The following is a 24,020-nucleotide window of genomic DNA, read 5'->3' as shown; positions in this document are numbered from 1 at the left end:
CCTTTGTCCCAAAAAACGTTCATTTCAGTATACGTGGATACGTAGTGAATTTAGACCATAAGTATGAAAAAGGAATGAAAAAAATTAAAGGGTGAGAAAAATGAAAGAACCAAAGATTGGTTTAGCACTTGGGTCTGGAGGAGCCAAAGGGTTTGCTCATATTGGTGTAATAAAGGTTTTAAGGGAAGCTGGTATCCCTATTCACATGATTGCAGGAAGTAGTATGGGGGCGCTAATAGGTACGTTTTATGCGGCAAGTAGTAACGTTGAAAGATTGTATAAATTGGCATCTGTTTTTAAGCGGAAGTATTATTTAGATTTCACGGTACCGAAAATGGGATTTATTGCTGGAAAACGTGTCAAAGATATGATTAAAATGTTTACATATAATAAAAATTTAGAAGAGTTAGATATCCCGACGGCTGTTGTGGCTACTGACATATTGAAGGGGGAAAAAGTGGTTTTTACAAGTGGGCCAGTTGCAGATGCGGTGAGGGCTAGCATATCTGTTCCTGGAGTGTTTGTACCAGAAAAAATAGATGGAAGATTATTAGTGGATGGTGGAGTCATTGATCGCATCCCAGTATCGGTTGTGAAAGAGTTAGGGGCCGATATTGTTATCGCTGTTGATGTATCTCCAATTAAGGTGAATGGCGATGTTACGTCCATTTATGACGTAATCATGCAAAGTATTGAAATTATGCAGCATGAGCTTGTAATGAATCGGCAAATTGCATCGGATTTAATGATGCGACCAGCTGTAGAGCAATTTAGTTCACGTGCTTTTACAAACATTGAAGACATTATTCGAGTTGGAGAAGTAGAAGCAGAAAAACATGTTTCAAATATTTATTTATTAATTGAGCAGTGGAAGGAGAAACATAATGTTTAAGCGTTTTCGGTTTATATATGCAATCTTAATAGGGGTTATATTGGCGATGTTACTTGTTTACGTACGTTTACCGTATTATATAACAAAACCAGGAATGGCTGCCAAATTAGAGCCTTATGTTCAAGTTGAGGGTGGAACGAAAGAATCTGGTGATTTTATGCTTGTTACGGTTTCAATGGGACCAGCAAATGTGGTGAATTTAATAGCGGCACAGTTTAATAAATATACACATATTTCGAAAGCGGAAGAAATATTGCAAAAAGGTGAGAGTGATGAAGAATATCAATTTCGCCAAAATTATGCGATGAAAGATTCGCAAAATGCAGCAATTTATAATGCATATAAACGTGCAAATCGCTCAGTATCTTTTGAAAATAAAGGTGTATTAGTTGCTGGTGTGGCAAAAGGAATGCCGTCAGAAGGAAAGCTTAAGCTTGGTGATGTTATTATAGCTGTTGACGGAAAAACATTTGAAAAGACGGAGCAATTTATTGAATATATGACAGGGAAAAAAGAAAACGATGCTGTAAGTATTGAGTACATGAGAAATGGAAAACAATTGAAAGAGAATTTAAATGTAAAGACGATTCCTAATGGGAATGGGCGTGTCGGCATAGGTGTTTCTATCGTTACGGAAAGAGAATTAGTGGTCGATCCGAAAGTGAAAATTAATTCTCATGAAATTGGTGGACCATCCGCAGGTTTAATGTTCACATTAGAAATATATAATCAACTTGTGGAAGAAGACTTAACGAAAGGACATGAAATAGCTGGAACAGGTACAATTAATGAAAAAGGAGAAGTGGGCCCAATTGGTGGTATAAATCAAAAAGTGGTGGCTGCTAGCGATGCCGGGGCTGAAGTGTTCTTTGCGCCAAATGAAAAAGGTGCGGAGAAATCGAACTATAAAGATGCACTTGAGACTGCAAAGGATATTAAAACAAAAATGAAAATTGTACCAGTAGATACGCTGGATGATGCGTTAACATATTTAGAAAAGATGGATAAGGAAAAAACCTCTCTGAAATAGAGAGGTTTTTTTATAGGAATTTTGTAGTTGTTTCATCATAGCGAACAGGATGGTGTGTTATATCCTGTTTTAATAGTTGTGTGCGTAACGGTTCGTGCATGATGGAGAAATATACAGAGTTTGCTTTTTTCTCTATATCTAAAGCGGCATGGTCGAATGTTTTTGTATGAGTAAGGATTGGAAGTTCGATTTTTTTCTTGTTTTTTGAAAGGTAAGTTTGTCCTTTTTGTGACATACCTAGCAGGCGAATATATGGTGCGTGTTGTTCTATATTTGCGCTACGTATTTCCTCTTTTGTTGTGTTTGTTAAAATGTGTGTACAAGCTCTTTGTAATCTAGTCCATGTATAACGTTTTGTTTTTAATGCTTCCATGAATGAATAGAAGGAGGAACTGTTTTGTATTTTTGATAAAATACGATGCTCTAAACCTTCTTCTATTTCATATATATGTCGTAAGTCCCCTGGAGACATCGTCATGAGTCTATATTTAAAAAATGAAAAGTATTGTTCCCAATTATGTAATATCCCGTAATTTTGTTTGTAATTTGCTAAAAGCGAAGTGGTTGCCTGTGGGAGAAAAGGTTCAATTGTTGTAAATGATCCTTCTTCGCTAAAGAGTTGTTTTCGGATGCTTGTCGCGCTTGCAATATGTTGGTCATTAAATGTTTCATCATGATAATGAGAGGCAAATCTTTTTATAGTTTGAGCTTGTATAGAGCTATTTTGTGACAGAATTGCTTTCATATATTGGAAGCCTAAAATATTATTTGGTTGTGACATATCTATGTTTTTTTCAGATGTTAAAATGTGTGAGAAAGCATCCGATGTTGCTTTTGCATAACTATTACCAGCGTCCATGAATTGTTTTACAAGGTAGTTAAAAGTCTCTTCTTCGTTTTTTTGTACGGAGATGGTATTATAAAAATTTTCGATTTGTCCATCCTCACTACCGAAACAAATTTCAGAAACACGTAGGGCATTTAAAATGGAAATAGCACCATTTGCGAAGGTTTCAGCCTTTTGTGTTGCAAAGATGTATGGAAGCTCTACAACAAGGTCTACGCCGTTTGCTAAGGCCATTTTAGTGCGATACCATTTGGAAATGAGTGCGGGCTCACCACGCTGTAAAAAAGGACCACTCATAACGGCAATTATTATATCAGATTGTGTTAACTTTTTTGTCTGTTGCACATGATAAAGATGACCGTTATGAAAAGGGTTATATTCAACAACAATACCACCAGCTTTTATGGTAATCTCTCCTTTCGATGTAGCATCTTTTTGAAAAACGTGATACTCTATATATTATTTACTATGATGACTTCATTATAGTGTAAAGAAAAAACATTGACAAATATAAAATGGCTAGCTATAATTTTGTTTGTTGCCTTGAGGTGATATGATATGAAATGGTCCATCCATCAATTGAATAAATTGAGAAATAAAGGATTGACATTGGATGAGATGGTAGATGTAAGTGAGCTAAAAGAGGTCGAGAAAGATATTCGTGAAATTAATCCTGTTCATGTAACGGGAAGAGTTGATTTTGGCTCCGGTAAGTTTACGTTTCATCTACATATAACTGGAAGCATGGTTTTACCATGTTCTCGCTCTTTAGTAGATGTGACATTACCATTTGACATTAAAACAACTGAGGTGTTCCAAACTTCACAAGAAGAATTTGAAACTGAAGCTGAAATTCATTCTTTAGAAGGAGAAGTACTTGACTTACTGCCCGTAATCAAGGAAAATATACTTTTGGAGATTCCAATGCAAATTTTCAGTGATGATGTTTCTGGTGGAGCACCGACGCAAGGTCAAGACTGGCAAGTGATTTCGGAAGAAGACAAAGAAAAGACTGTTGATCCAAGATTGGCAGGACTTGCAAAGTTTTTTGACAAATAATCGGAAGACTGGTTCAGGCCTTCATATGAAAATAACTATTTCTTTTAAGGAGGTGGGAAGAATGGCTGTACCTTTTAGAAGAACTTCTAAAACAGTAAAAAGAAAGCGTCGTACGCATTTCAAATTATCAGTACCTGGTATGGTAGAGTGCCCAAGCTGTGGTGAAGCGAAATTAGCTCACCGTGTATGTAAAGCATGCGGTACTTACAAAGGTAAAGAAGTAATCAGCAAGTAATTGCGGGAAAATAAACGCAGAAGATATCTTCTGCGTTTATTTTTTTTGTCTTAATCTTTAGTTGTTGTATTCTATCTTTTCTAGTAACTGCATATGCTTAATAAAAAATGCATAGGGAGGACTAGAGAGATGGCGACAACAAGACAAGATGCTTGGACTGATGATGAAGATTTGCTTCTGGCAGAAGTAGTACTCCGGCATATTCGAGAAGGTGGAACACAACTTTCTGCCTTTAAGGAAGTGGGGAAAAATTTATCTCGTACACCAGCAGCATGTGGGTTTAGATGGAATTCTTACGTAAGAAAGCAATATAAAGAACGTATTGAGGAAGCAAAGCAACTTCGTAAAGTAGAAAATTATGAAGTGAAAGAGACAAAGGTGTTAGAACCTACGTCAATTACGTTGAATGATGTTATTGATTTCTTGCAAAATTATAAAGATGAAAACTCTTTAACGGTGTTGCAACAACAAGTTGAATCATTACAAACAGAAAGAGAGCGTCTTCTGGAGCGATTATCAGTATATGAAGAAGAGTATAGAACACTACTTGATTATATCGATCAAAAAAGAAGTGTAATGGTAGCGGAAAGAAACAATGCTCGCTCGAATGAGAAGTTAGAGAAGCTTAAGAAATAAAAAAACAGCTGTTATACAGCTGTTTTTTTATTTCTTAAGCCGATTCTTCGTTTGTAACCGCATTCAAATTTGCTTCTGGATGCCAAATATAAAAATCTCCATCAGTTACTGATACGGGGTTGAAATTTAATTTATCCCAAAAACCAGCTGAATGAATACGTGCTATCGTTTTAATAGGAAATTGCATTTGTTTCGCATGATTTACAAGCATTTGTCCGAATCCTTGTTTTTGAAAAGTTGGTAATACTTCAAGTTTATAAAGTTCTAGGTAGGGACCTGTAATTTCGAATGGTTCTCCGCCGTTTCTTTTCATATATAGACTCATACGTGCGATTAGTGATCCGCCATAATAAATACCGTAAAATGGAGATTCACTGTCGTTTTCAATAATGTTTGCTTGTAATTCTTCCAGCATAGATAGTTCCTGGGCTCCGCACCCTTTAAATTTTTTGAATTCATCTAACGTTTTATAATTGATGAGCAAGCGCTCAACTTTTGGGAATCCCATTACATCACATCCTTTTCTTGTCTCGTTGAATGCAGAAAAGTAAAAATATTTATAATAATAGTATAACTCATTTTTTTATTTTTATGAAGAAGATAGTATATTTCTTTTTTTATTTTTTTGAGGATTTGCTAAACTAAGAGTAGAAGCGTATTAATAGGTGGTACATACATAGTGAAAAATGAGAGTATATTTGTTGGGCAGAGGACAGCGGAATTATAGGGCGTGCTCAGGTGCTTTAAAAAGATATAAAGGGGGGAAGGCAAGGGCACTTAGTGTGAATTCCTTGTGTGAAAATGAAAATTGGAATTGTCGGACCAGGTGCTATTGGTCTATTGTATACATTTTATTTACAAAAAAATAACCAAGATGTTACGTTGTTTACAAGAACAGCTAAGCAAGCTGAAGAATTAAATGAAACAGGTGTAACTTGTATTAGAGATGGAAGATGTGAAACAGTATATCCATCTGTTTTACCGATAGAAAGTATGGTAGCGCAAAATTTAGATTATATATTTATTGCTGTGAAGCAATATCATATAGATGACGTACTACCGTTTGTGGAAGGGGCATCATCATTAATCTTTTTGCAAAACGGAATGTCGCATCTTCAAAAGATGCTGAACATAGGGAGTAAAAATATAGCTGTTGGTATTGTAGAACATGGTGCGAAAAAAGAGGGAGGGCATATCGTTCATCATACTGGGATAGGGGTAACAAAATTTGGAGTGGTTTGTGGTCAATCTATACATTTTAAAAAAATATTCAATTATTTTCCTGTTGCTTATTTTCCAGTTCAAATAGAAACGGATTGGGAAGAGATTATGCATAAAAAATTAGTAGTAAATGTATGTATCAATCCGTTGACAGCACTATTGGGAGTTAAGAATGGTGAATTAATCACGAATCGTTTTTTTTATCAAATGATGGAGCAAGTGTTTCAGGAGGCAGCATTTCTTATTAGAGGAGAAAAAGAAATGGTATGGCAAATGGTACGAAATGTGTGTGAAGGAACGTCTCGTAATACATCTTCTATGCTAGCGGATGTAAGAGCGAGTAGAAAGACGGAAATTAATGCGATTGTTGGATATGTATTAGAAGAAGCTAAGAAACAGCAACGACCAGTTCCGACACTTCAATTTTTGTTCGATGCAATAAAAGGTTTAGAAACAAGAGTATAAGTGTTATTCTTTGCTTTTACGTGAAACATTGACTACAATGTGGATTGGTGAGAGAACTGGATACGAAAGGAAGAATTATATGGAGATAAAAGAAATCTCTGTTCCGCAACAAGGTATTGTAGCGGACTATATGAACGGTAAAAAAGAGATACAGTCATGTTTTGATTATATGTTAACAGAAGATGCTTTTAAACAACGTTTACATGATTTGCGTGAAAGGGAGTTTTTCCGCCAAGATTTAGTAGCGCATTTATTAGAATATAATACAAAATTACAAGCGGGAGAATCTACACTTCAAAATGTAAAAGCGCTTGGAGATGAAAATACATATGTTGTTATAGCTGGACAACAAGCGGGGTTATTAACTGGACCGCTTTATACAATTCATAAAGTTATTTCAATTTTACAGCTTGCAAAGGAAAAGGAAGAAAGTTTAGGAGTTAAAGTTGTCCCTGTCTTCTGGATTGCGGGTGAAGACCATGATATGGATGAGATTAATCATACTTTTGTAGCGAAAAATAAAAAGATGAAAAAAACTATTTTTTATGACCGTAATCCGAAAAAGGCAAGTGCTTCTGAGTCTGAACTTTCTGTTGAAGATTGTAGAAATTGGATTGAAGAGATTTTTAAAACATACCCAGAAACAAATTTTACAAAAGATGTATTAAAATTTGTTGATGATGCTTTGAAAAAATCGAATACGTATGTAGATTTCTTTGCTCATCTTATTACGAAAATCTTTGCTAATTCTGGTTTAATCCTTGTTGATTCACATCATCCTGAATTAAGAAAGTTAGAAATTCCATTTTTCAAGCGAATTATAAGTAAGTATAAAGAGGTACAAGAGGGCCTTCGTAATCAGCAGGAAGTAATTAAAGAACTAGGATACAAACCGATTATTGAAACGAAGTCTCATGCAGTGCATATATTCATGGAAATAGATAATGAACGAGTATTGCTTGAAGAGCATCAAGGTAAGTTTGTTGGAAAGGATGGGGCGCATTCCTTTTCATACGAAGAGTTGATTGAAGAGATGGAGAGAAATCCGGCACGTTTTAGTAATAATGTTGTAACACGTCCTCTTATGCAAGAGTATGTATTTCCTACGCTCGCATTTATTGGAGGTCCAGGGGAATTAGCTTATTGGAGTGAATTACAACAAGTATTCCATACTGTCGGTTTTCAAATGCCACCTGTCGTTCCTCGTCTTACAATTACTTATGTGGAGAGAGATATAGCGACAGATTTATTCGATCTGCAATTGAGAGAAATTGATCCGTTTTTAAATGATGTCGATAAACTGCGTGAAAACTGGTTGTCTAATCAAATAGAGGAACCGATTGATGATCATTTTGAAAAGGCGAAAAAAGAAATTGCCGATATTCATACATCTTTACAGCAATTTGTAAAGAAAATAGAGCCAGGGTTAGGTGCGTTTGCAGGGAAAAACGAATTGAAAATTAATGAACAAATTGAACTGTTGGAAAGAATGTTGAAAAGAAATGTTGAGAAAAAGTATGAGGTTCAGCTAAATAAATTCCGCCGTATACAATTCGCACTTCGTCCATTAGGTGCGCCGCAAGAACGTGTGTGGAATGTATGTTATTATTTAAATCAGTTTGGTTTGGATTTCGTTGATCGTGTAATGGAAAACCCTTTTTCTTGGGACGGAAAACATCATGTTATAAAACTATAAAATCTTGCTCTTTGGAGCAGGATTTTATTTTTATTCCGTTGAATTTACTGTGAAGTGATTTTTTTCTGAATTATCAATCAAAAAATGTTAGATATGGCAATTGTGTTGGATACTTAAATATATGACAAAATAGCACAAAATGTAAACGTATTATTCGCTTTTTCGACAGTTTTTTATTTAAATTCCCGCAAAAGATGATAAAATTTAGTATATAATAAAAGAAAATAGCGATTTGTATAGTATGTTGCCTTTGTTGGTAAGTTAAATGAGTCGTTCTTTCGTATTATTTCATTCTCTAAGCGTGAAATATGTGTTTAGAGGAAGGGATACATTCAACATAATTAATTGGAAAAAGAGTAGGTGCAACAATGTTTAAACACGTAACAGTGCTTTTAAAGGAAACAGTAGACGGCTTAGATATAAAGCCAGATGGTACATATGTAGATTGTACACTGGGGGGAGGAGGACATAGTTCTTATTTATTATCCCAATTAACTGAAGGTGGAAAATTAATAGCGTTTGATCAAGATGAGATAGCGATTCAAAACGCGAAAGAAAAGTTCTCTTCATACGGTGAACAGTTTATAACAGTAAAGAGTAACTTCCGTTATTTAGCTGAAAAACTGCAGGAAATAGGTATAACAGAAGTAGATGGTATTTTATTTGATTTAGGTGTTTCATCCCCACAATTAGATACACCAGAACGAGGCTTTAGTTATCATCATGATGCACCGCTAGATATGCGGATGGATCAAGATGCCCCATTAACAGCGTATGATGTTGTAAATAGCTGGTCATATGAACAACTTGTAAGGATTTTCTTCCAATACGGTGAAGAGAAATTTTCAAAACAAATTGCAAGAAAAATTGAAGCTTATCGTGAGAATAAAGCTATTGAAACGACAGGAGAATTAGTAGAGCTAATTAAAGAAGGTATTCCGGCTCCAGCTCGTAGAACGGGTGGGCATCCTGCTAAGCGAGTGTTTCAGGCAATTCGTATAGCTGTAAATGATGAATTAAAAGTATTTGAAGAAGCATTGGAATCTGCTATTGAGATGGTTAAGCCAGGTGGAAGAGTTAGTGTTATAACATTCCATTCATTAGAAGATCGTATTTGTAAAACAACGTTTAAGCGAAATAGTACAACGCCACAATTGCCGCCAGGATTACCGATTATTCCTGATGAATTTAAGCCGAAATTAAAGCTTATTACAAGAAAACCGATTTTACCTTCTGATATAGAGCTAGAAGAAAATAATCGTGCGCGTTCTGCGAAGTTGAGAATCGCTGAAAAACGATAAAAGGGAGAGAGAGGTATGACTAATTTAGCTGTAAAGTACAAACAACAAGCGCAAGAAGAGGTGCAAATTCAAACGCCCCCACAGCAGATGGCTAAGCCGAAGGTTAAAGCGAAAATTACAAGAATCGAAAAACTGTTGTATGTAGCGTTTATTGGCTTTTTATTGTATGCCTGTGTCGCGTTTATTGGAAATAAAGCAGGCCTTTATCAAGTTAATGTAGAAGCAGCGACGATAGAAGAAAAAATTGTACAGCAGCAAAAAGAAAATCAAGAATTACAAGCTGAAGTAGAGAAGTTAAGTCGCTATGAACGAATCGCTGAAGTTGCAAAAAAACACGGGCTAGAAATTAATGCGAATAATGTGAAAGGCCTCAAATAAGGCAATAGGTGTGAAGGAACGATGAAGAAGAATATGACTAAATTTCATACCAATAAGGGAGCAGGTTATTTTATGATATTTTTCCTCCTGCTCTTTTTGCTGTTATTAGCCCGATTTTTTTACATACAATCAACAGGAACAGTTCATAATCAGGATTTAGATGCACTTGCTAAACAAAAGCATAGTAAAAAAGGAGTTCTTGAAGCGAACCGAGGAACCATTTATGATCAAAACGGTCATGTGTTAGCGCAAGACGCAAACTCTTACAAAATGGTAGCTGCACTAAAAGGTGCTAACTCAGTTGAGAATAAAGAAGATACTGCAAAGAAAATTGCAGGAGTACTTGGAAAAGGCGAAGAGGATATTTTAGCGACGTTAAATAAAGATAAAAGTCAAGTGGAATTTGGGAAGATAGGTAAGGGCTTGACGAAAGAAAAGAAAGAACAAATAGAAGCATTGAAATTGCCAGGGGTTTCTTTTATTACGGAAAATGCGAGAGTTTATCCAAATGGTGATTTCGCATCTTATGTTATAGGGCATGCGAAACCGAATGAAGATGGAATTGCAGTAGGTCAATTTGGATTAGAAAAAAGTTTGGATAAATATTTAGGAGCTTCAAATGGAGAGGTAGCTTATACAGGTGATCGTAGGGGGGTATCTCTTGACGGTGGGAAAGTGAATGTGAAGGCACCTAAAAATGGAGATAATGTATATTTGACAATGGATCAACGTATTCAAAGTTATTTAGAAGACGCGATGAAATCGGCGAGTCAACATTATGAGCCGGAAAGTTTAATTGGAATTGTGGCGGATCCGAAAACGGGGAAAATATTAGCAATGTCTAGTAAACCTAGTTATGATCCGAACATAGAGAATAATAAATACTTTTATAATGACGCAATTGCCAATGCATTTGAACCTGGATCAACAATGAAAATTTTCACGTTAGCGGCAGCTATTAATGAAGGTGTGTACAAAGGCCAAGATTATTATCAGTCCGGGACATATCAAGTCGGAAATAGGAAAATAAAAGATCATAACGGTGGTGCTGGTTGGGGCTCTATCACGTTTGATGAAGGGGTAGAGCGTTCTTCAAACGTAGCGTTTGCAATTTTAGGAGATCAAAAACTTGGTCCAGAACGTTTCCGAAAATATATTCATAGTTTTGGATTAGATGAAAAAACGAACATTGATTTATCAGGTGAAGGATCGAATACAATTTTATTTGATCAGCAAATACAACAAGTGACAACAGCTTTTGGACAAGGTTCCACTGTAACACCAATTCAGCTTGTACAAGCTGCAACGGCCATTGCAAATGATGGGAAAATGATGAAACCTTATGCAATTGATAAAATTGTAGATCCGATAACAGACAAAGTAAAATTAGAACATAAGCCAGAAGAAGTAGGAAAACCTGTTACAAAGGAAACAGCAGCGCAAGTAAGACAATTATTAGAACGTGTTGTTACATCTCCGAAAGGTACAGGGACAGCTTATAAAATTGATGGATATTCAGTTGGTGGTAAAACAGGTACAGCGCAAATTCCGGATGGAAAAGGCGGCTATATGACAGGGAGACAGAATTATATATTCTCATTCTTAGGTATGGCACCAATGGACGATCCACAACTTGTTGTGTATGTAGCTGTTAAACAGCCTAAATTAAAAGATGATGAGAACGGTGCACAACCGTTAGCTGATATTTTTAAATATGTAACAAAAAATAGTTTAGAGTATTTAAAGATTAAGCCAAATGAAGTTAAAGATCCGAAAAAACATCTGAAAGAACAACAAACTACTGTTCCGGATGTAAATGGTAAAACGATGGCTGAAGCGGGGAAAGCGATTGATAAAGCAAAACTTCGTCCAATCGTGCTAGGTGAAGGGAAAGTACAGCAACAAGTACCAAAAGCGACTGAACAAACATTAAAAGGCGACCGAGTCTTCTTGGTAGGAGATAAGCCTACAATGCCAAATATACAAGGATGGGCACTGCGTGATGTTATGAATTTAGCGAAGACATTACAGCTTAACTTGAAACCTTCTGGTACAGGATACGTAACAGAACAAAGTGTGGCGGAAGGAACATTATTACAACCTGGTACAGAATTAGGTGTCACACTCGTACCGCCACTCGAACCACAGCAAGAAGCAGAAAAGCCGTAATGGTAAAAGAGAATAAGTTCTAATTAAATAAGTACAAGCATATATTGGAACAAGCTAGGCGTAAGGGAGGCTTGTTCCAATATGCGTGTATCAAATGTAACAGTTAGAAAACGACTTATTTTTATACTTATATCAGGTATACTTATTTTCACGATTATCGATATTCGTCTTGGATATGTGCAATTTTTTCTTGGGAATATGTTAACGGATCGTGCGAAAGATTCATGGAGTCGTAATATTACTTTCGAACCCGAACGTGGGAAAATTTTAGACCGAAATGGTGTGGAACTTGCCACGAATAAAAGTGCTCCAACTGTCTTTGTTGTACCGAGGCAAATTGAAAAACCAGCGGAGACTGCAGAGAAGTTAGCTGCAGTATTAGGTGTGGAAAAAGATGAGATTTATAAAAGGATTACAAAAAAAGAATCGATTGTAAGGTTAGATAAAGGCGGAAGGAAAATATCACATGACAAAGCGAAAGAAGTACGAGGATTAAGTCTGAAGGGCGTGTATATCGCAGAGGATTCTATCCGGTACTATCCATTTGGAAACTTTTTATCACATGTATTAGGTTTTGCAGGTAGCGATAACCAAGGTCTTATGGGACTAGAAAAATATTATGATAAAGAGCTAAATGGGGACAAAGGTCATGTGCGTTTTTTTGCAGATGCGAAAGGACAAAGGATGCCTAATGTTGGTGATGATTTCAAAAAGCCAGAAGCCGGTTTAAATTTAGGATTAACAATCGATGCGCGTATTACAAGGATTATGGAAAGAGAAATGAATATTGCGGAGTCAACTTATAATCCTGACGGTATGATTGCGATTGCAATGAACCCTAAAAATGGTGAAGTTTTAGGGATGTCTAGTCGACCGAGTTTTGACCCAGCGGATTTTCAAAGTGTCTCTCCAGAAGTGTATAACAGAAATCTACCTGTATGGAGTACGTATGAGCCTGGTTCAACATTTAAGATCATTACATTAGCTGCAGCATTGAATGAAAATTTAGTAGACTTAGAGAAGGATACGTTTTATGATGATGGAGCAGCTGAAGTAGGTGGAGCTAGATTGAAATGCTGGAAAGCAGGAGGTCATGGCAGTCAAACGTTTTTAGAAGTCGTTCAAAACTCATGTAACCCGGGATTTATTGAACTTGGTGATCGCCTTGGTAAAGACCGATTATTTAAATACATTCGTAATTTTGGTTTTGGGCAGAAGACTGGAATTGACTTGCAAGGTGAAGGCAGTGGGATTTTATTTAATTTAGATAAAGTTGGTCCAGTAGAGCAAGCAACAACTTCATTCGGCCAAGGAGTTTCTGTTACGCCGATTCAACAAGTAGCAGCTGTAGCGGCGGCTGTAAATGGTGGAACATTGTATCAGCCGTATATAGCTAAGGAGTTTATTGATCCGAAAAATAATCAAGTTGTTAGTAAAAAGACACCTGTTGAGAAAAGAAAAGTTATTTCCAAGGAAACTTCAGAAAAAGTTCGTTATGCATTAGAGAATGTTGTAGCGAAAGGTTCTGGTAAAGGTGCTTATATTGATGGATATCGCGTAGGTGGAAAAACGGGTACTGCTCAAAAGGTGAAGGATGGTAAATATTTAGAGAATAATTATATAGTATCTTTTATCGGATTTGCTCCAGCGGATGATCCAGAGATTGTTGTGTATGTAGCTGTTGATAATCCAAAAGGGGTTACACAGTTTGGTGGAGTGGTAGCAGCTCCGATTGTCGGGAATATCCTTCGAGATGCGCTTCCTGTTATGGGAGTGAAACCGAGAAAAGAACAAGTTGAGAAAGAATATAAATGGGGCGATACACCAACTGTGGAAGTTCCGAATTTAATTGGAATGAAAAAGAAAGACTTACAAACACAACTCGTCGATTTGAAGCTTGATATAAGTGGAGATGGAGAGAAAGTAATTAAACAATCACCAGAAGCGGGAGCTAAAGTAAAAGAAGGCTCAAAAATTAGAATTTACTTCGGGAATTAAAGGTAACATAGTACGTTTTATGGTACAATTGGTGGAAGTGAGTTCTTTATAGAACAGTTACTTAATTTGAGACAGTAAGTGTCTCATTCATAAATAGGTCAGTAGCACTTACCTCCTTATATAGGAGGTAATGTGTTGCTTACTGAAAAAAGATAAATAAACAATGTAGAGAGGGTTTAGTGAAATGAAGTTGCATACACTTGTATCATGTTTGCATGATTTTCCAGTTGTTCCAAAAGAAAATCCAGAAATCACATCTATAGAAGCTGATTCACGTAAAGTGAAAGAGGGAAGCTTATTTGTATGTATGAAAGGATATACGGTTGATAGCCATGATTTTGCTAAGCAAGCAGCGGCACAAGGAGCGGCTGCTATTGTTGCGGAAAGACCAATTGATGTTGACGTTCCAGTTGTACTTGTGAAAAATACTTTTCGTTCGTTAGCGGTTTTAGCTGATTATTTTTATGGTCAACCGACACACAAGTTACATTTAATCGGAATTACAGGTACAAATGGAAAGACAACAACATCGCATATTATGGATGAGATTATGCGAGCACATGGTCATAAAACAGGGCTAATTGGAACGATTAATATGAAAATCGGTGATGAAACATTTGAGGTGAAAAATACAACACCAGATGCACTAACACTTCAACAGACGTTTTCAAAAATGGTTGAACAAGGTGTGGACAGCACGGTAATGGAAGTTTCGTCACATGCGTTAGATCTTGGTCGTGTACACGGATGTGATTACGATGTAGCGGTGTTTACGAATTTAACACAAGATCATTTAGACTATCATAAAACGATGGAAGAATATAAACATGCAAAAGGGTTACTATTTGCACAGCTTGGCAATAGTTATAATCATAATCGTGAAAAGTACGCTGTGCTGAATAGCGATGATAATGTAACAGAAGAGTATATGAGAAGTACTGCAGCAACAGTTGTAACATATGGTATTGATACAACAAGTGACATTATGGCAAAAAATATCGTTATGACGAGTGGCGGGACTACATTTACGCTTGTCACACCATATGAAAGTGTAAATGTTACGATGAAATTAATAGGTAAATTTAATGTATATAACGTACTTGCAGCAACAGCAGCAGGACTTGTTTCGGGTGTGAAATTAGAAACAATCATTGCTGTTATAAAAGAACTAGCTGGGGTTCCAGGGCGTTTTGAAGTTGTTGATGGAGGACAAAATTATACAGTTATTGTTGATTACGCACATACGCCGGATAGTTTAGAAAATGTATTAAAAACTGCAAAACAATTTGCAAAAGGTGATGTGTATTGTATCGTTGGTTGTGGCGGCGATAGGGACCGAACGAAGAGACCGATAATGGCAAGTGTTGCAACAAAATATGCAACTCATGCAATTTACACATCAGATAATCCAAGAAGTGAAGATCCAGCGGCTATTTTAGATGATATGGTACATGGTGCAAGTGGGAAAAATTATGAAGTGATTATTGATAGAAAAGAAGCGATACACCATGCAATCACTAAAGCGAAAGCAGATGATATCATTATTATTGCTGGTAAGGGTCATGAAACGTATCAAATTATTGGTAAAGAAGTTCATCATTTTGATGATCGTGAAGTTGCTAAAGAAGCAATTAAAGGGCGTTTAAGCAACGAAGAGTAACAACGTGAGAGGAGGACTACATGTGCTTGAGCAAGGTTTATTAGTAACGGCTGGGGTAGCATTCTTAATTTCTGTTGCCCTTTCGCCATTGTTTATTCCATTTTTAAGAAAATTAAAGTTCGGACAGAGTATTCGTGATGAGGGACCAAAGTCACATCAAAAAAAATCAGGGACACCGACAATGGGTGGTATCGTCATATACGTATCTATGATGGTAACTTCACTTATTATGGCGATTAAGTTTAATTATTTAGGTGCAGAGGTTTCGTTATTACTATTAGTGACGTTTGGTTACGGCTTGATTGGATTTTTAGATGACTACATAAAGGTAGTTAAGAAGAGAAATCTTGGTTTAACATCAAAACAAAAATTAGTAGGTCAGCTTGTTATTGCTATTGCATTCTTTTTAATTGGAAAAGGGCAAGCGTTCCACACATACATCATGATTCCGGGAACGGATGTTAAGTTTGAATTAGGTTGGGCGTATTTCGTACTTGTACTATTTATGCTTATTGGTGGATCAAATGCAGTTAACTTAACTGACGGTTTAGATGGTTTATTATCAGGAACAGCTGCTATTGCATTTGGAGCATTTAGTATTATTGCTGTGGCACAAGAGCAATTTGGAGTGGCGATATTCTGTATGGCAGTTGTAGGAGCTGTACTTGGATTTTTAGTATTCAATGCGAATCCAGCAAAAGTGTTTATGGGAGATACAGGTTCATTAGCTTTAGGTGGAGCCATTGCAGCTGTAGCGATTTTATTAAAACAAGAATTGCTACTTGTAATTATCGGCGGAGTATTCGTAATGGAAACTTTATCGGTTATCATTCAGGTCATTTCATTTAAAACAACAGGAAAACGTGTCTTTAAAATGAGTCCATTACACCATCATTATGAATTATGTGGTTGGTCAGAGTGGCGTGTTGTTGTGACGTTTTGGTCTGCAGGATTTTTATTAGCTGTGTTAGGAATTTATATCGGGGTGTGGATGTAATTGAAAACTGTAACTGAATTTCAAAATAAGAATATTCTTGTATTAGGCATTGCAAAAAGTGGTTATGCAGCAGCTACATTGTTACAAAAGTTAGGGGCAAATGTTATTGTAAATGACGGAAAGCCTTTAGCAGAGAATGTACTTGCTGCAGAATTACAAGCAAAAGGAATGGACGTTGTATGCGGTGGTCATCCTTTAGAATTATTAGAGAGAAATATTTCTCTTGTAGTAAAAAATCCAGGAATCCCGTATTCTAATCCAATATTAGTTGCTGCGAAAGAAAAGCAAATTCCGATTGTTACGGAAGTTGAATTAGCATATCGTATTTCAGAAGCACCATTTGTTGGGATTACGGGGTCTAACGGTAAAACGACGACGACAATGCTGACATTTGAAATGCTAAAAGAAGGACAAAAGCATCCTGTAATTGCAGGGAACATTGGAACTGTAGCGTGTGAAGTAGCACAGGATGCAAAAGAAAATGAAGTTGTAGTTACAGAACTTTCATCGTTTCAATTGATGGGAGTAGAATTGTTCCAACCTAAAATTGCTGCGTTTTTAAATTTATTTGAGGCCCACTTAGATTATCATGGGACGAAGAAAGAATATGGTTTAGCGAAAGCAAATATTTTTAAAAACCAAACAGAAAATGATTATAGTGTAATAAATGCGGATGATGCAGATGTGATGGCTTTGTCTGCGTATTCTAAAGGTCAAAAAATCCTGTTTTCGACAACGAAAGAAATTGAAGATGGCGCGTGTATAAAAGATAACGCTCTTTATTTCAAAGGTGAAAAAGTTGTTGAAGTAAGCGATATCGTTTTACCTGGTCAACATAATCTAGAAAATATTTTAGCTGCGATGAGTATTGCGAAATTATTAGGTACTTCTAATGAAGCAATTACGGTCGTGTTAAAACGTTTTACGGGTGTAAAACATCGTTTAGAATATGTAACAACGATTAACAACCGTAAGTTTTATAACGATTCAAAAGCAACGAATATGTTAGCGACTGAGAAAGCACTATCTGCGTTTACACAACCGATTGTGTTACTAGCAGGTGGGCTTGATCGCGGAAATGAATTCGATGATTTAATTCCGTATTTCAAAAATGTAAAAGCGATTGTAACATTTGGACAAACAGCTCCCAAACTAGTAAGAGCGGCAGAAAAAGCGGGATTAGATATAATTGAAAGTGTCGATACTTTAGATGAAGCAGTGGTGAAGGCTTATGCTCATTCTAAAGATGGCGATGTCGTTCTTCTTTCTCCAGCGTGTGCAAGCTGGGATCAATTTAAAACATTTGAAGAAAGAGGAGACATTTTTATACAAGCTGTGCATAAACTTATATAAAGTAAATCAAAACATCAGTAGGCTAACACCTACTGATGTTTTGTTACATAGGGCAAAAGGTTCTGCCTAAAGAGGTGGTGTTTGTGGGTAATGAAGAAAACGCCTGATTTTATTCTCATCATCGTAACACTTTCATTGTTGACAATCGGAATGATTATGGTTTATAGTGCGAGTGCAGTTTGGGCCTCTTATAAAATGGGGGACTCATTCTTTTTTGCAAAAAGACAATTACTGTTTGCGGGTCTTGGTGTAGTAGCTATGTTTTTTATTATGAAAATTGATTATTGGGTGTGGCGTACGTATTCAAAAGTGATTTTGCTAGTTTGCTTCATTCTTCTTATTCTCGTTCTTATTCCTGGAGTAGGTCTTGTTCGAGGAGGAGCACGAAGTTGGATTGGAATCGGAGCATTTTCGATTCAACCGTCAGAATTTATGAAGTTTGCGATGATTATTTTCTTGGCAAAGTTTTTAGCAGAACGTCAAAAATTGATTACATCTTTTAAACGTGGTTTATTACCGGCTCTTAGTTTTGTTTTTCTTGCTTTTGGGATGATTATGTTACAGCCAGACCTTGGGACAGGAACGGTAATGGTTGGGACATGTATCATTATGATATTCATTTCGGGAGCGAGGGTCTTTCACTTTGCAATGTTTGGTTTGATTGGTGTAGCAGGATTTGTAGGGTTAATTGCATCAGCACCGTATCGAATGAAACGCATTACATCATATTTAGATCCGTGGTCAGATCCGCTCGGAAGTGGATTTCAAATTATCCAATCATTACTTGCAATTGGACCTGGTGGATTATTTGGGCTTGGACTTGGACAAAGTAGACAAAAATTTCTTTATTTACCTGAACCGCAAACTGACTTTATATTTGCGATCTTATCCGAGGAATTAGGTTTTATTGGTGGTTCATTTGTGTTATTATTATTTAGTCTATTATTATGGCGCGGGATTCGTATCGCATTAGGAGCGCCAGATTTATATGGTACGTTTTTAGCAGTAGGTATTGTGGCGATGATTGCGATTCAAGTAATGATTAATGTTGGTGTTGTAACAGGACTGATGCCTGTTACGGGTATTACCTTGCCGTTTTTAAGTTATGGTGGATCAAGTTTGACATTAATGTTAATGGCAGTAGGTGTATTATTAAATATAAGTCGCCATTCTCGCTACTAAACCCTGTTTATAAGACAGGGTTTTTCGTATGTGTGTAAAAATGCAATATGTATATAGAAATAAATATAATGGAAATAAGAAAAGAGAAGCGGAGGAGTTAGTAGTGCGTGTATTAGTGAGTGGTGGGGGTACTGGTGGTCATATTTATCCAGCTCTTGCTTTAATTAGAGAAATAAAAAAGTTAAATCCAGAAGCAAGATTTTTATATATTGGTACGGAAAATGGACTAGAGAGTACAATCGTTCCAAAAGCAGGTATACCATTTCAATCTATTGTTATAAGTGGATTTAAACGAAAAATATCATTAGATAATGTGAAAACAGTAATGCGTTTTCTAAAAGGTGTACAGGATAGTAAACGATATATTCGTCGTTTTAATCCGGATATTGTAATTGGAACGGGTGGATATGTATGTGGACCAGTTGTATACGCTGCAGCCAAATTAGGTATTCCAACTATTGTACATGAACAAAATAGTGTACCAGGTGTAACGAACAAGTTTTTAAGCCGTTATGTTGATAAAGTTGCTGTTTGTTTTGAAGCAGCTATAGAGCATTTTCCAGAGTCAAAAGTGGTAATGACAGGTAATCCACGAGCATCAGAGGTAATGGATCAAAATGGAATGAAGGGGAAACGTTCAGTTGGGCTTTCTCTTCCTAAAAAGTCTGTACTTATATTTGGTGGAAGTCGTGGGGCTAGACCGATTAACGATGCCTTCGTTGAAGCAATTGAACAGTTTGGGAACAAAAGCTACGAAATACTATATGTAACGGGTGAAGTACATTATGATAAAGTGATGGAAGCCGTGAAGCAAAAAGGGAACCCAAGCAATGTTATTATTAAGCCGTTCATTCATAATATGCCAGAGGTACTAACTGGTGTAGACCTTGTTGTTTCAAGGGCTGGGGCAACAACACTTGCAGAATTAACAGCGTTAGGAAAACCAAGTGTGTTAATACCGAGTCCATATGTAACAAATAATCATCAGGAAAAGAATGCACGTTCAGTTGTTGATAAAGGAGCGGCAAAAATGTTACTTGAAAAAGATTTAACAGCTGAAACGCTTATTCGTGATATTGATGAGATTTTATTGAATGCACAAACATTACAAAATATGAAGCTAGCGGCTAAGCAACTAGGTATTCCAGATGCAGCAAATAAGCTGTATGAAGTAATGAATAAGCTTGTAAAAAAATAAAGTGAGGCTCTAATCAGTGGGGAGTGATTCTCTCTCGTTGATTATTATCTTTCACTAATCGGATGTTTACTGACATCCTGATTCCGCCTAATTTCTTTGTTATCGCCGAATTTTGATTTAAGAGCTGTACTGCCCGTAAATAGCGGGATAACGTTAGATGAACGCCCTGCATATTATTGTCATAAGGAGACTTAATATGGGGGAGATTGTCTATGGAACAATTAGTAAATGAGCTTATAGAAGCAGACGTTGGTCGTGTTTTAGTTAACGAGCCGTTAGCACGTTATACAACTATGAAAATAGGTGGACCAGCGGACATTTTAATTGTGCCAAAGCATGTAGCCGGTATTGAAAAAACATTACAGTTAGTAAAGCAATACAAAACGAAGTGGACTGTAATTGGTCGCGGTTCAAACCTTCTTGTATCTGATCAAGGCATAGAAGGTGTTGTTATTCGTTTAGGAGAAGGATTAGATCACTTAGAGGTCGAAAAACATAAGGTAAGAGTTGGTAGTGGATATCCTCTTATTAAATTGTCAACTTTACTTAGTCGTCAAGGGTTAGCTGGATTGGAGTTTGCGAGCGGTATTCCAGGAAGTGTCGGTGGTGCAGTATATATGAATGCAGGTGCACATAAATCGGATATATCGAGTGTATTATCGAAGGCTCTCATTCTGTTTGAAGACGGTACAATTGCCTGGTTAACGAATAAAGAACTGGAGTTTTCTTATCGGTCATCTGTATTGCAAACGAAACGTCCTGGTATTGTTTTAGAAGCGGAGTTTCAATTACAGGCGGGAAAACGTGAAGAAATTGTACGTAGCATGCAAAATAATAAAGACTACCGCCGTGAAACGCAACCATGGAATCATCCGTGTGCAGGAAGTATATTTCGGAATCCAATCCCACATTTTGCAGGAGATTTAGTAGAAAAAGCAGGGCTTCGTGGTTATAGGATTGGTGGAGCTCAAATTTCTGAAATGCATGGCAATTTTATTGTTAATACCGGGGGAGCTTCAGCGCAAGATGTATTGTCTTTAATTGAATTAATAAAACATACAATTAAGGATAAATTTGATGTAGATATGCACACAGAAGTAGAAATCATTGGAAGATAACGGTTATTCGTTCCGCTCATTATCATTTATGTTATAATAAGAAGATAAGAACGGCATGAGGAACATGCCGTTCTTTATGTTACATAGGGGGATCGTACATGAATAATAGTAAAGTGATTAAACTACAAGATCGTGTACCAAAATTGAAAAATCAAAAGAAAAAAAACAAAAAAAATGTTAATCATCGATTGATTTTATACATATCAATTTTATTTTTATTAGTGCTCTTTTTAATTTATTTTCGGTCTCCGCTTAGTAATATAAAAAAGATTAGTGTGTTTGGAAATCACTATATGACGGATGAGCAAGTGATGAAGGATTCAGGCGTGACATATGATACAAGTTATTTCCGAGTGACAGCACATAAAGCTGAAGAAAACTTAACGAAGCGAAAAGAAATTAAAGCAGTAAATGTAAAAAAACGTTTTCCAAACAAGATTGATATTCATATCGAAGAATATTTAACGATTGGTTATATAAATAAAGAGGGAAAACTACAACCGTTATTAGAAAATGGAAAAACGCTTGATGTACTACCTAATGGAAAACTTCCTGTTGCAGCACCGATTTTCGAACCTTTTAAAGAAGAGAAAATGAAGGAGTTAATCGCTGAACTAGAAAAATTAACACCAGCTATTTTAAAATCTATTTCGGAGATTCGCTATTCACCAACGAATGCGAATGAAGATCATCTTACTTTATATATGAATGAAGGTTATGAAGTGAGCACTACGATTCAAAATTTCGCAAAACGTATGGAAGCCTATCCACTTATTTTAAAAACAATTGAGCCAGGTAAGAAGGTATTAATTGACTTAGAAGTAGGTGCATATACGAAAGAATTAGGTGCGGAAGACAAAAAAGAATAGAATGGTAGTTTTCGTTGCTTATAGCAGAAAAAACGAAACGAATGTTCTATTATATGTATACGAATTTAGAAGAATGGTTCATTTGATGAAAAATATGTAAAAATTCTTAGATTCATACTAGTATTGGTACAAGTTTCACTTTTCTATGAGTACATCTTAGTGTAGACTTATACTTGGCGGTAAACTTTACACTGGAAATAGAATTATTTCAAGATAAGCAGTTATTCATAGTTTACTGCGATATTCTTAATTGAATGCTAAATAAAAATAAGAAAAATATAGGGTTAAAAAAGGGAAACGTATAAAGACGTTGAATATTTTTCTTATAAATAGTAAAGTTGCGATTGTTGTTCCATATATTGAGTTGTATGGTATAAATAAAGAAGGAGGTGCCAAAGAATGAACAGCAATGAAATATATGTTAGTCTTGACATCGGTACATCCAATGTTAAAGTCATCATTGGTGAAATGGTTAATGACAGCTTAAACATTATTGGTGTTGGAAATGTAAAATCAAATGGTTTAAAGAAGGGATCGATAGTTGATATAGACGAGACTGTTCGATCAATTAAAAAAGCAATTGAACAAGCTGAGCGCATGGTGGGAATCCACATTGAGCAAGTTGTAGTAGGTGTCAATGCAAACCAGGTACAGCTACTTCCTTGTCACGGAGTAGTCGCTGTTTCAAATGAAGATCGTGAAATCGGGAATGAAGATGTCTTACGCGTTCTAGATGCAGCACAAGTTGTGTCAATTGCTCCAGAGCGTGAGTTTATTGATGTGGTACCTCGACAGTTCATCGTAGACGGTCTTGACGAGATTAACGATCCACGCGGGATGATCGGTGTAAGATTAGAAATGGAAGGTACACTTATTACAGGCTCGAGAACTTTACTACATAACCTACTTCGTTGTGTAGAAAAAGCAGGTCTTGAAATTGTTGATATTTGTCTTCAACCTTTAGCGGCTGCAACAGTTGCTATATCTTCAGATGAAAAAAATAGAGGAGTAGCCCTTGTTGATATGGGGGGAGGATCTACAACTTTATCTATTTTTAAAGATGGAGAGTTACAAGCGACGAGCGTATTACCATTAGGTGGAGACCATATAACGAAAGATATTGCGATTGGGTTGAAAACTTCAACAGAAAATGCAGATCAAATTAAGTTGAAATATGGACATGCTTTTTATGATACAGCATCTGAAGAAGAGATGTTTACGGTTCCTATTATGGGAAGTGATCAAACAGAACAATATTCTCAGTTGGAATTATCGGATATAATAGAGGCTCGTGTAGAGGAAATTTTAATGTTTGTTCAAGATGAAGTGCGTAAGTTAGGAGTAAAGCAAGTGGCTTCTGGTTATGTACTAACTGGCGGAATTGCTTCTATGCCAGGTGTTCTTGATCTTGCATATGATATTTTACATGAAAATGTTCGTGTAGCAACTCCTGATTATATTGGTGTGCGTGAGCCCCAATATACAAGTGGAGTTGGATTAATTAAACATTCTTATCAAAAAGCTAAATTACGTGGGAAAAATGTGCAGGAAAAGCAAGAGCATTTTGAACCAGTACCAGCACCAGCACCAACGCCGGTACAACAGCAACCCGCGAAACAAAAAACTCGTAATCAAAACAATAATAATCAAAATGATGACCGCATGATGTCAAAAGTAAAACGTGTATTCCGTTATTTATGGGATTAAAATTGGACA

21 protein-coding genes are annotated in these 24,020 nt (G+C 36.3%); 19 read left to right on the top strand and 2 right to left on the bottom strand.

The genetic code is table 11. The annotated features are described in order from the left end of the window. Positions 1–100 precede the first annotated feature (100 nt). Positions 101–892: a patatin-like phospholipase family protein gene (locus D1166_RS07355; RefSeq protein WP_000662590.1), complete on the top strand. Its 792-nt coding sequence runs from the start codon at positions 101–103 to the stop codon at positions 890–892. Further along, the gene (locus tag D1166_RS07350; protein ID WP_000476280.1) at positions 885–1,922 is read left to right on the top strand and encodes a SepM family pheromone-processing serine protease; all 1,038 of its coding nucleotides are present in this window, start codon (positions 885–887) and stop codon (positions 1,920–1,922) included. The genes D1166_RS07355 and D1166_RS07350 overlap by 8 nt, the downstream gene beginning before the upstream one ends. 10 nt (positions 1,923–1,932) lie before the next feature. Here D1166_RS07350 and D1166_RS07345 read toward each other — a convergent pair whose 3' ends face one another. Further along, entirely contained in the window at positions 1,933–3,114 is a 1,182-nt protein-coding gene (locus D1166_RS07345) for a nucleotidyltransferase (RefSeq protein ID WP_002103536.1), read from the bottom strand. Positions 3,115–3,327: 213 nt separating this feature from the next. Here D1166_RS07345 and D1166_RS07340 point away from each other — a divergent pair, with 213 nt between their 5' ends. The 3 genes from D1166_RS07340 (at position 3,328) to D1166_RS07330 (ending at position 4,699) form a co-directional block, all read left to right on the top strand. After that, on the top strand, positions 3,328–3,828 hold the full coding sequence (locus D1166_RS07340) for a YceD family protein (RefSeq protein ID WP_000872149.1): 501 nt from the start codon (positions 3,328–3,330) through the stop codon (positions 3,826–3,828). A 61-nt stretch (positions 3,829–3,889) separates the two neighbouring features. Continuing rightward, a complete protein-coding gene (rpmF, locus tag D1166_RS07335) occupies positions 3,890–4,063 on the top strand; it encodes a 50S ribosomal protein L32 (RefSeq protein WP_001984764.1) in 174 nt (57 codons plus the stop codon). 129 nt (positions 4,064–4,192) lie between these two features. After that, on the top strand, positions 4,193–4,699 hold the full coding sequence (locus D1166_RS07330) for an RsfA family transcriptional regulator (protein WP_000246468.1): 507 nt from the start codon (positions 4,193–4,195) through the stop codon (positions 4,697–4,699). Positions 4,700–4,733: 34 nt separating this feature from the next. Here the strand turns inward: D1166_RS07330 and D1166_RS07325 are convergent, their stop codons facing one another. Further along, the gene (locus tag D1166_RS07325; RefSeq protein WP_000506692.1) at positions 4,734–5,207 is read right to left on the bottom strand and encodes an N-acetyltransferase; all 474 of its coding nucleotides are present in this window, start codon (positions 5,205–5,207) and stop codon (positions 4,734–4,736) included. A 293-nt stretch (positions 5,208–5,500) separates the two neighbouring features. On the opposite strand from D1166_RS07325, the gene panE reads away from it, so the two are divergent. The 14 genes from panE (at position 5,501) to ftsA (ending at position 24,011) form a co-directional block, all read left to right on the top strand. Next, complete coding sequence (gene panE, locus D1166_RS07320) at positions 5,501–6,385, top strand: 2-dehydropantoate 2-reductase (RefSeq protein WP_002101275.1); 885 nt, start codon at positions 5,501–5,503, stop codon at positions 6,383–6,385. Between the two features lie 79 nt (positions 6,386–6,464). After that, complete coding sequence (bshC, locus tag D1166_RS07315) at positions 6,465–8,081, top strand: bacillithiol biosynthesis cysteine-adding enzyme BshC (protein WP_000403027.1); 1,617 nt, start codon at positions 6,465–6,467, stop codon at positions 8,079–8,081. A 368-nt stretch (positions 8,082–8,449) separates the two neighbouring features. Beyond that, positions 8,450–9,382 carry a 16S rRNA (cytosine(1402)-N(4))-methyltransferase RsmH gene (gene rsmH / locus D1166_RS07310; RefSeq protein WP_000472508.1) on the top strand — a complete coding sequence of 311 codons (933 nt, stop codon included), beginning with the start codon at positions 8,450–8,452 and terminating at the stop codon, positions 9,380–9,382. A gap of 15 nt (positions 9,383–9,397) precedes the next feature. Continuing rightward, complete coding sequence (ftsL, locus tag D1166_RS07305; protein ID WP_000182804.1) at positions 9,398–9,760, top strand: cell division protein FtsL; 363 nt, start codon at positions 9,398–9,400, stop codon at positions 9,758–9,760. A gap of 21 nt (positions 9,761–9,781) precedes the next feature. Continuing rightward, the gene (locus tag D1166_RS07300; RefSeq protein WP_000739961.1) at positions 9,782–11,929 is read left to right on the top strand and encodes a penicillin-binding protein; all 2,148 of its coding nucleotides are present in this window, start codon (positions 9,782–9,784) and stop codon (positions 11,927–11,929) included. A gap of 81 nt (positions 11,930–12,010) precedes the next feature. Next, positions 12,011–13,927: a stage V sporulation protein D gene (locus tag D1166_RS07295; RefSeq protein WP_001266237.1), complete on the top strand. Its 1,917-nt coding sequence runs from the start codon at positions 12,011–12,013 to the stop codon at positions 13,925–13,927. Positions 13,928–14,111: 184 nt separating this feature from the next. Continuing rightward, complete coding sequence (gene murE, locus D1166_RS07290; protein WP_000766316.1) at positions 14,112–15,587, top strand: UDP-N-acetylmuramoyl-L-alanyl-D-glutamate--2,6-diaminopimelate ligase; 1,476 nt, start codon at positions 14,112–14,114, stop codon at positions 15,585–15,587. Positions 15,588–15,609: 22 nt separating this feature from the next. Further along, complete coding sequence (gene mraY, locus D1166_RS07285) at positions 15,610–16,584, top strand: phospho-N-acetylmuramoyl-pentapeptide-transferase (RefSeq protein WP_000893060.1); 975 nt, start codon at positions 15,610–15,612, stop codon at positions 16,582–16,584. Beyond that, complete coding sequence (murD, locus tag D1166_RS07280; RefSeq protein WP_000860116.1) at positions 16,585–17,937, top strand: UDP-N-acetylmuramoyl-L-alanine--D-glutamate ligase; 1,353 nt, start codon at positions 16,585–16,587, stop codon at positions 17,935–17,937. 90 nt (positions 17,938–18,027) lie between these two features. Then, the gene (gene spoVE, locus D1166_RS07275) at positions 18,028–19,119 is read left to right on the top strand and encodes a stage V sporulation protein E (protein WP_000753520.1); all 1,092 of its coding nucleotides are present in this window, start codon (positions 18,028–18,030) and stop codon (positions 19,117–19,119) included. Positions 19,120–19,222: 103 nt separating this feature from the next. Further along, positions 19,223–20,317, top strand: coding sequence for an undecaprenyldiphospho-muramoylpentapeptide beta-N-acetylglucosaminyltransferase (gene murG, locus D1166_RS07270; RefSeq protein WP_021728036.1), 1,095 nt, complete (start codon positions 19,223–19,225; stop codon positions 20,315–20,317). A gap of 212 nt (positions 20,318–20,529) precedes the next feature. Beyond that, positions 20,530–21,435: a UDP-N-acetylmuramate dehydrogenase gene (murB, locus tag D1166_RS07265; protein ID WP_000437021.1), complete on the top strand. Its 906-nt coding sequence runs from the start codon at positions 20,530–20,532 to the stop codon at positions 21,433–21,435. Positions 21,436–21,533: 98 nt separating this feature from the next. Then, positions 21,534–22,304, top strand: coding sequence for a cell division protein DivIB (gene divIB, locus D1166_RS07260; protein ID WP_001065788.1), 771 nt, complete (start codon positions 21,534–21,536; stop codon positions 22,302–22,304). A gap of 399 nt (positions 22,305–22,703) precedes the next feature. Further along, positions 22,704–24,011 (top strand): cell division protein FtsA, encoded by a 1,308-nt coding sequence (gene ftsA, locus D1166_RS07255; RefSeq protein ID WP_001087557.1) that lies wholly within the window; start codon positions 22,704–22,706, stop codon positions 24,009–24,011. The last annotated feature ends 9 nt before the right edge of the window (positions 24,012–24,020 follow it).

The organism is Bacillus sp. ISO11, assembly GCF_003458115.1.
Taxonomy (GTDB): domain Bacteria; phylum Bacillota; class Bacilli; order Bacillales; family Bacillaceae_G; genus Bacillus_A; species Bacillus_A cereus.
This window is presented reverse-complemented; position numbering and strand designations above follow the sequence as displayed.

Excerpts from the sequence above, each read along its gene's own strand:
- murE (WP_000766316.1), top strand. The coding sequence starts at position 14,112 with ATGAAGTTGCATACACTTGTATCATGTTTGCATGATTTTCCAGTTGTT.
- D1166_RS07325 (WP_000506692.1), bottom strand. The coding sequence starts at position 5,207 with ATGGGATTCCCAAAAGTTGAGCGCTTGCTCATCAATTATAAAACGTTA.
- divIB (WP_001065788.1), top strand. The coding sequence starts at position 21,534 with ATGAATAATAGTAAAGTGATTAAACTACAAGATCGTGTACCAAAATTG.
- bshC (WP_000403027.1), top strand. The coding sequence starts at position 6,465 with ATGGAGATAAAAGAAATCTCTGTTCCGCAACAAGGTATTGTAGCGGAC.
- rsmH (WP_000472508.1), top strand. The coding sequence starts at position 8,450 with ATGTTTAAACACGTAACAGTGCTTTTAAAGGAAACAGTAGACGGCTTA.
- ftsL (WP_000182804.1), top strand. The coding sequence starts at position 9,398 with ATGACTAATTTAGCTGTAAAGTACAAACAACAAGCGCAAGAAGAGGTG.
- spoVE (WP_000753520.1), top strand. The coding sequence starts at position 18,028 with ATGAAGAAAACGCCTGATTTTATTCTCATCATCGTAACACTTTCATTG.
- D1166_RS07350 (WP_000476280.1), top strand. The coding sequence starts at position 885 with ATGTTTAAGCGTTTTCGGTTTATATATGCAATCTTAATAGGGGTTATA.
- ftsA (WP_001087557.1), top strand. The coding sequence starts at position 22,704 with ATGAACAGCAATGAAATATATGTTAGTCTTGACATCGGTACATCCAAT.
- rpmF (WP_001984764.1), top strand. The coding sequence starts at position 3,890 with ATGGCTGTACCTTTTAGAAGAACTTCTAAAACAGTAAAAAGAAAGCGT.
- D1166_RS07330 (WP_000246468.1), top strand. The coding sequence starts at position 4,193 with ATGGCGACAACAAGACAAGATGCTTGGACTGATGATGAAGATTTGCTT.
- panE (WP_002101275.1), top strand. The coding sequence starts at position 5,501 with ATGAAAATTGGAATTGTCGGACCAGGTGCTATTGGTCTATTGTATACA.
- D1166_RS07340 (WP_000872149.1), top strand. The coding sequence starts at position 3,328 with ATGAAATGGTCCATCCATCAATTGAATAAATTGAGAAATAAAGGATTG.
- D1166_RS07300 (WP_000739961.1), top strand. The coding sequence starts at position 9,782 with ATGAAGAAGAATATGACTAAATTTCATACCAATAAGGGAGCAGGTTAT.
- murB (WP_000437021.1), top strand. The coding sequence starts at position 20,530 with ATGGAACAATTAGTAAATGAGCTTATAGAAGCAGACGTTGGTCGTGTT.
- D1166_RS07355 (WP_000662590.1), top strand. The coding sequence starts at position 101 with ATGAAAGAACCAAAGATTGGTTTAGCACTTGGGTCTGGAGGAGCCAAA.
- D1166_RS07295 (WP_001266237.1), top strand. The coding sequence starts at position 12,011 with ATGCGTGTATCAAATGTAACAGTTAGAAAACGACTTATTTTTATACTT.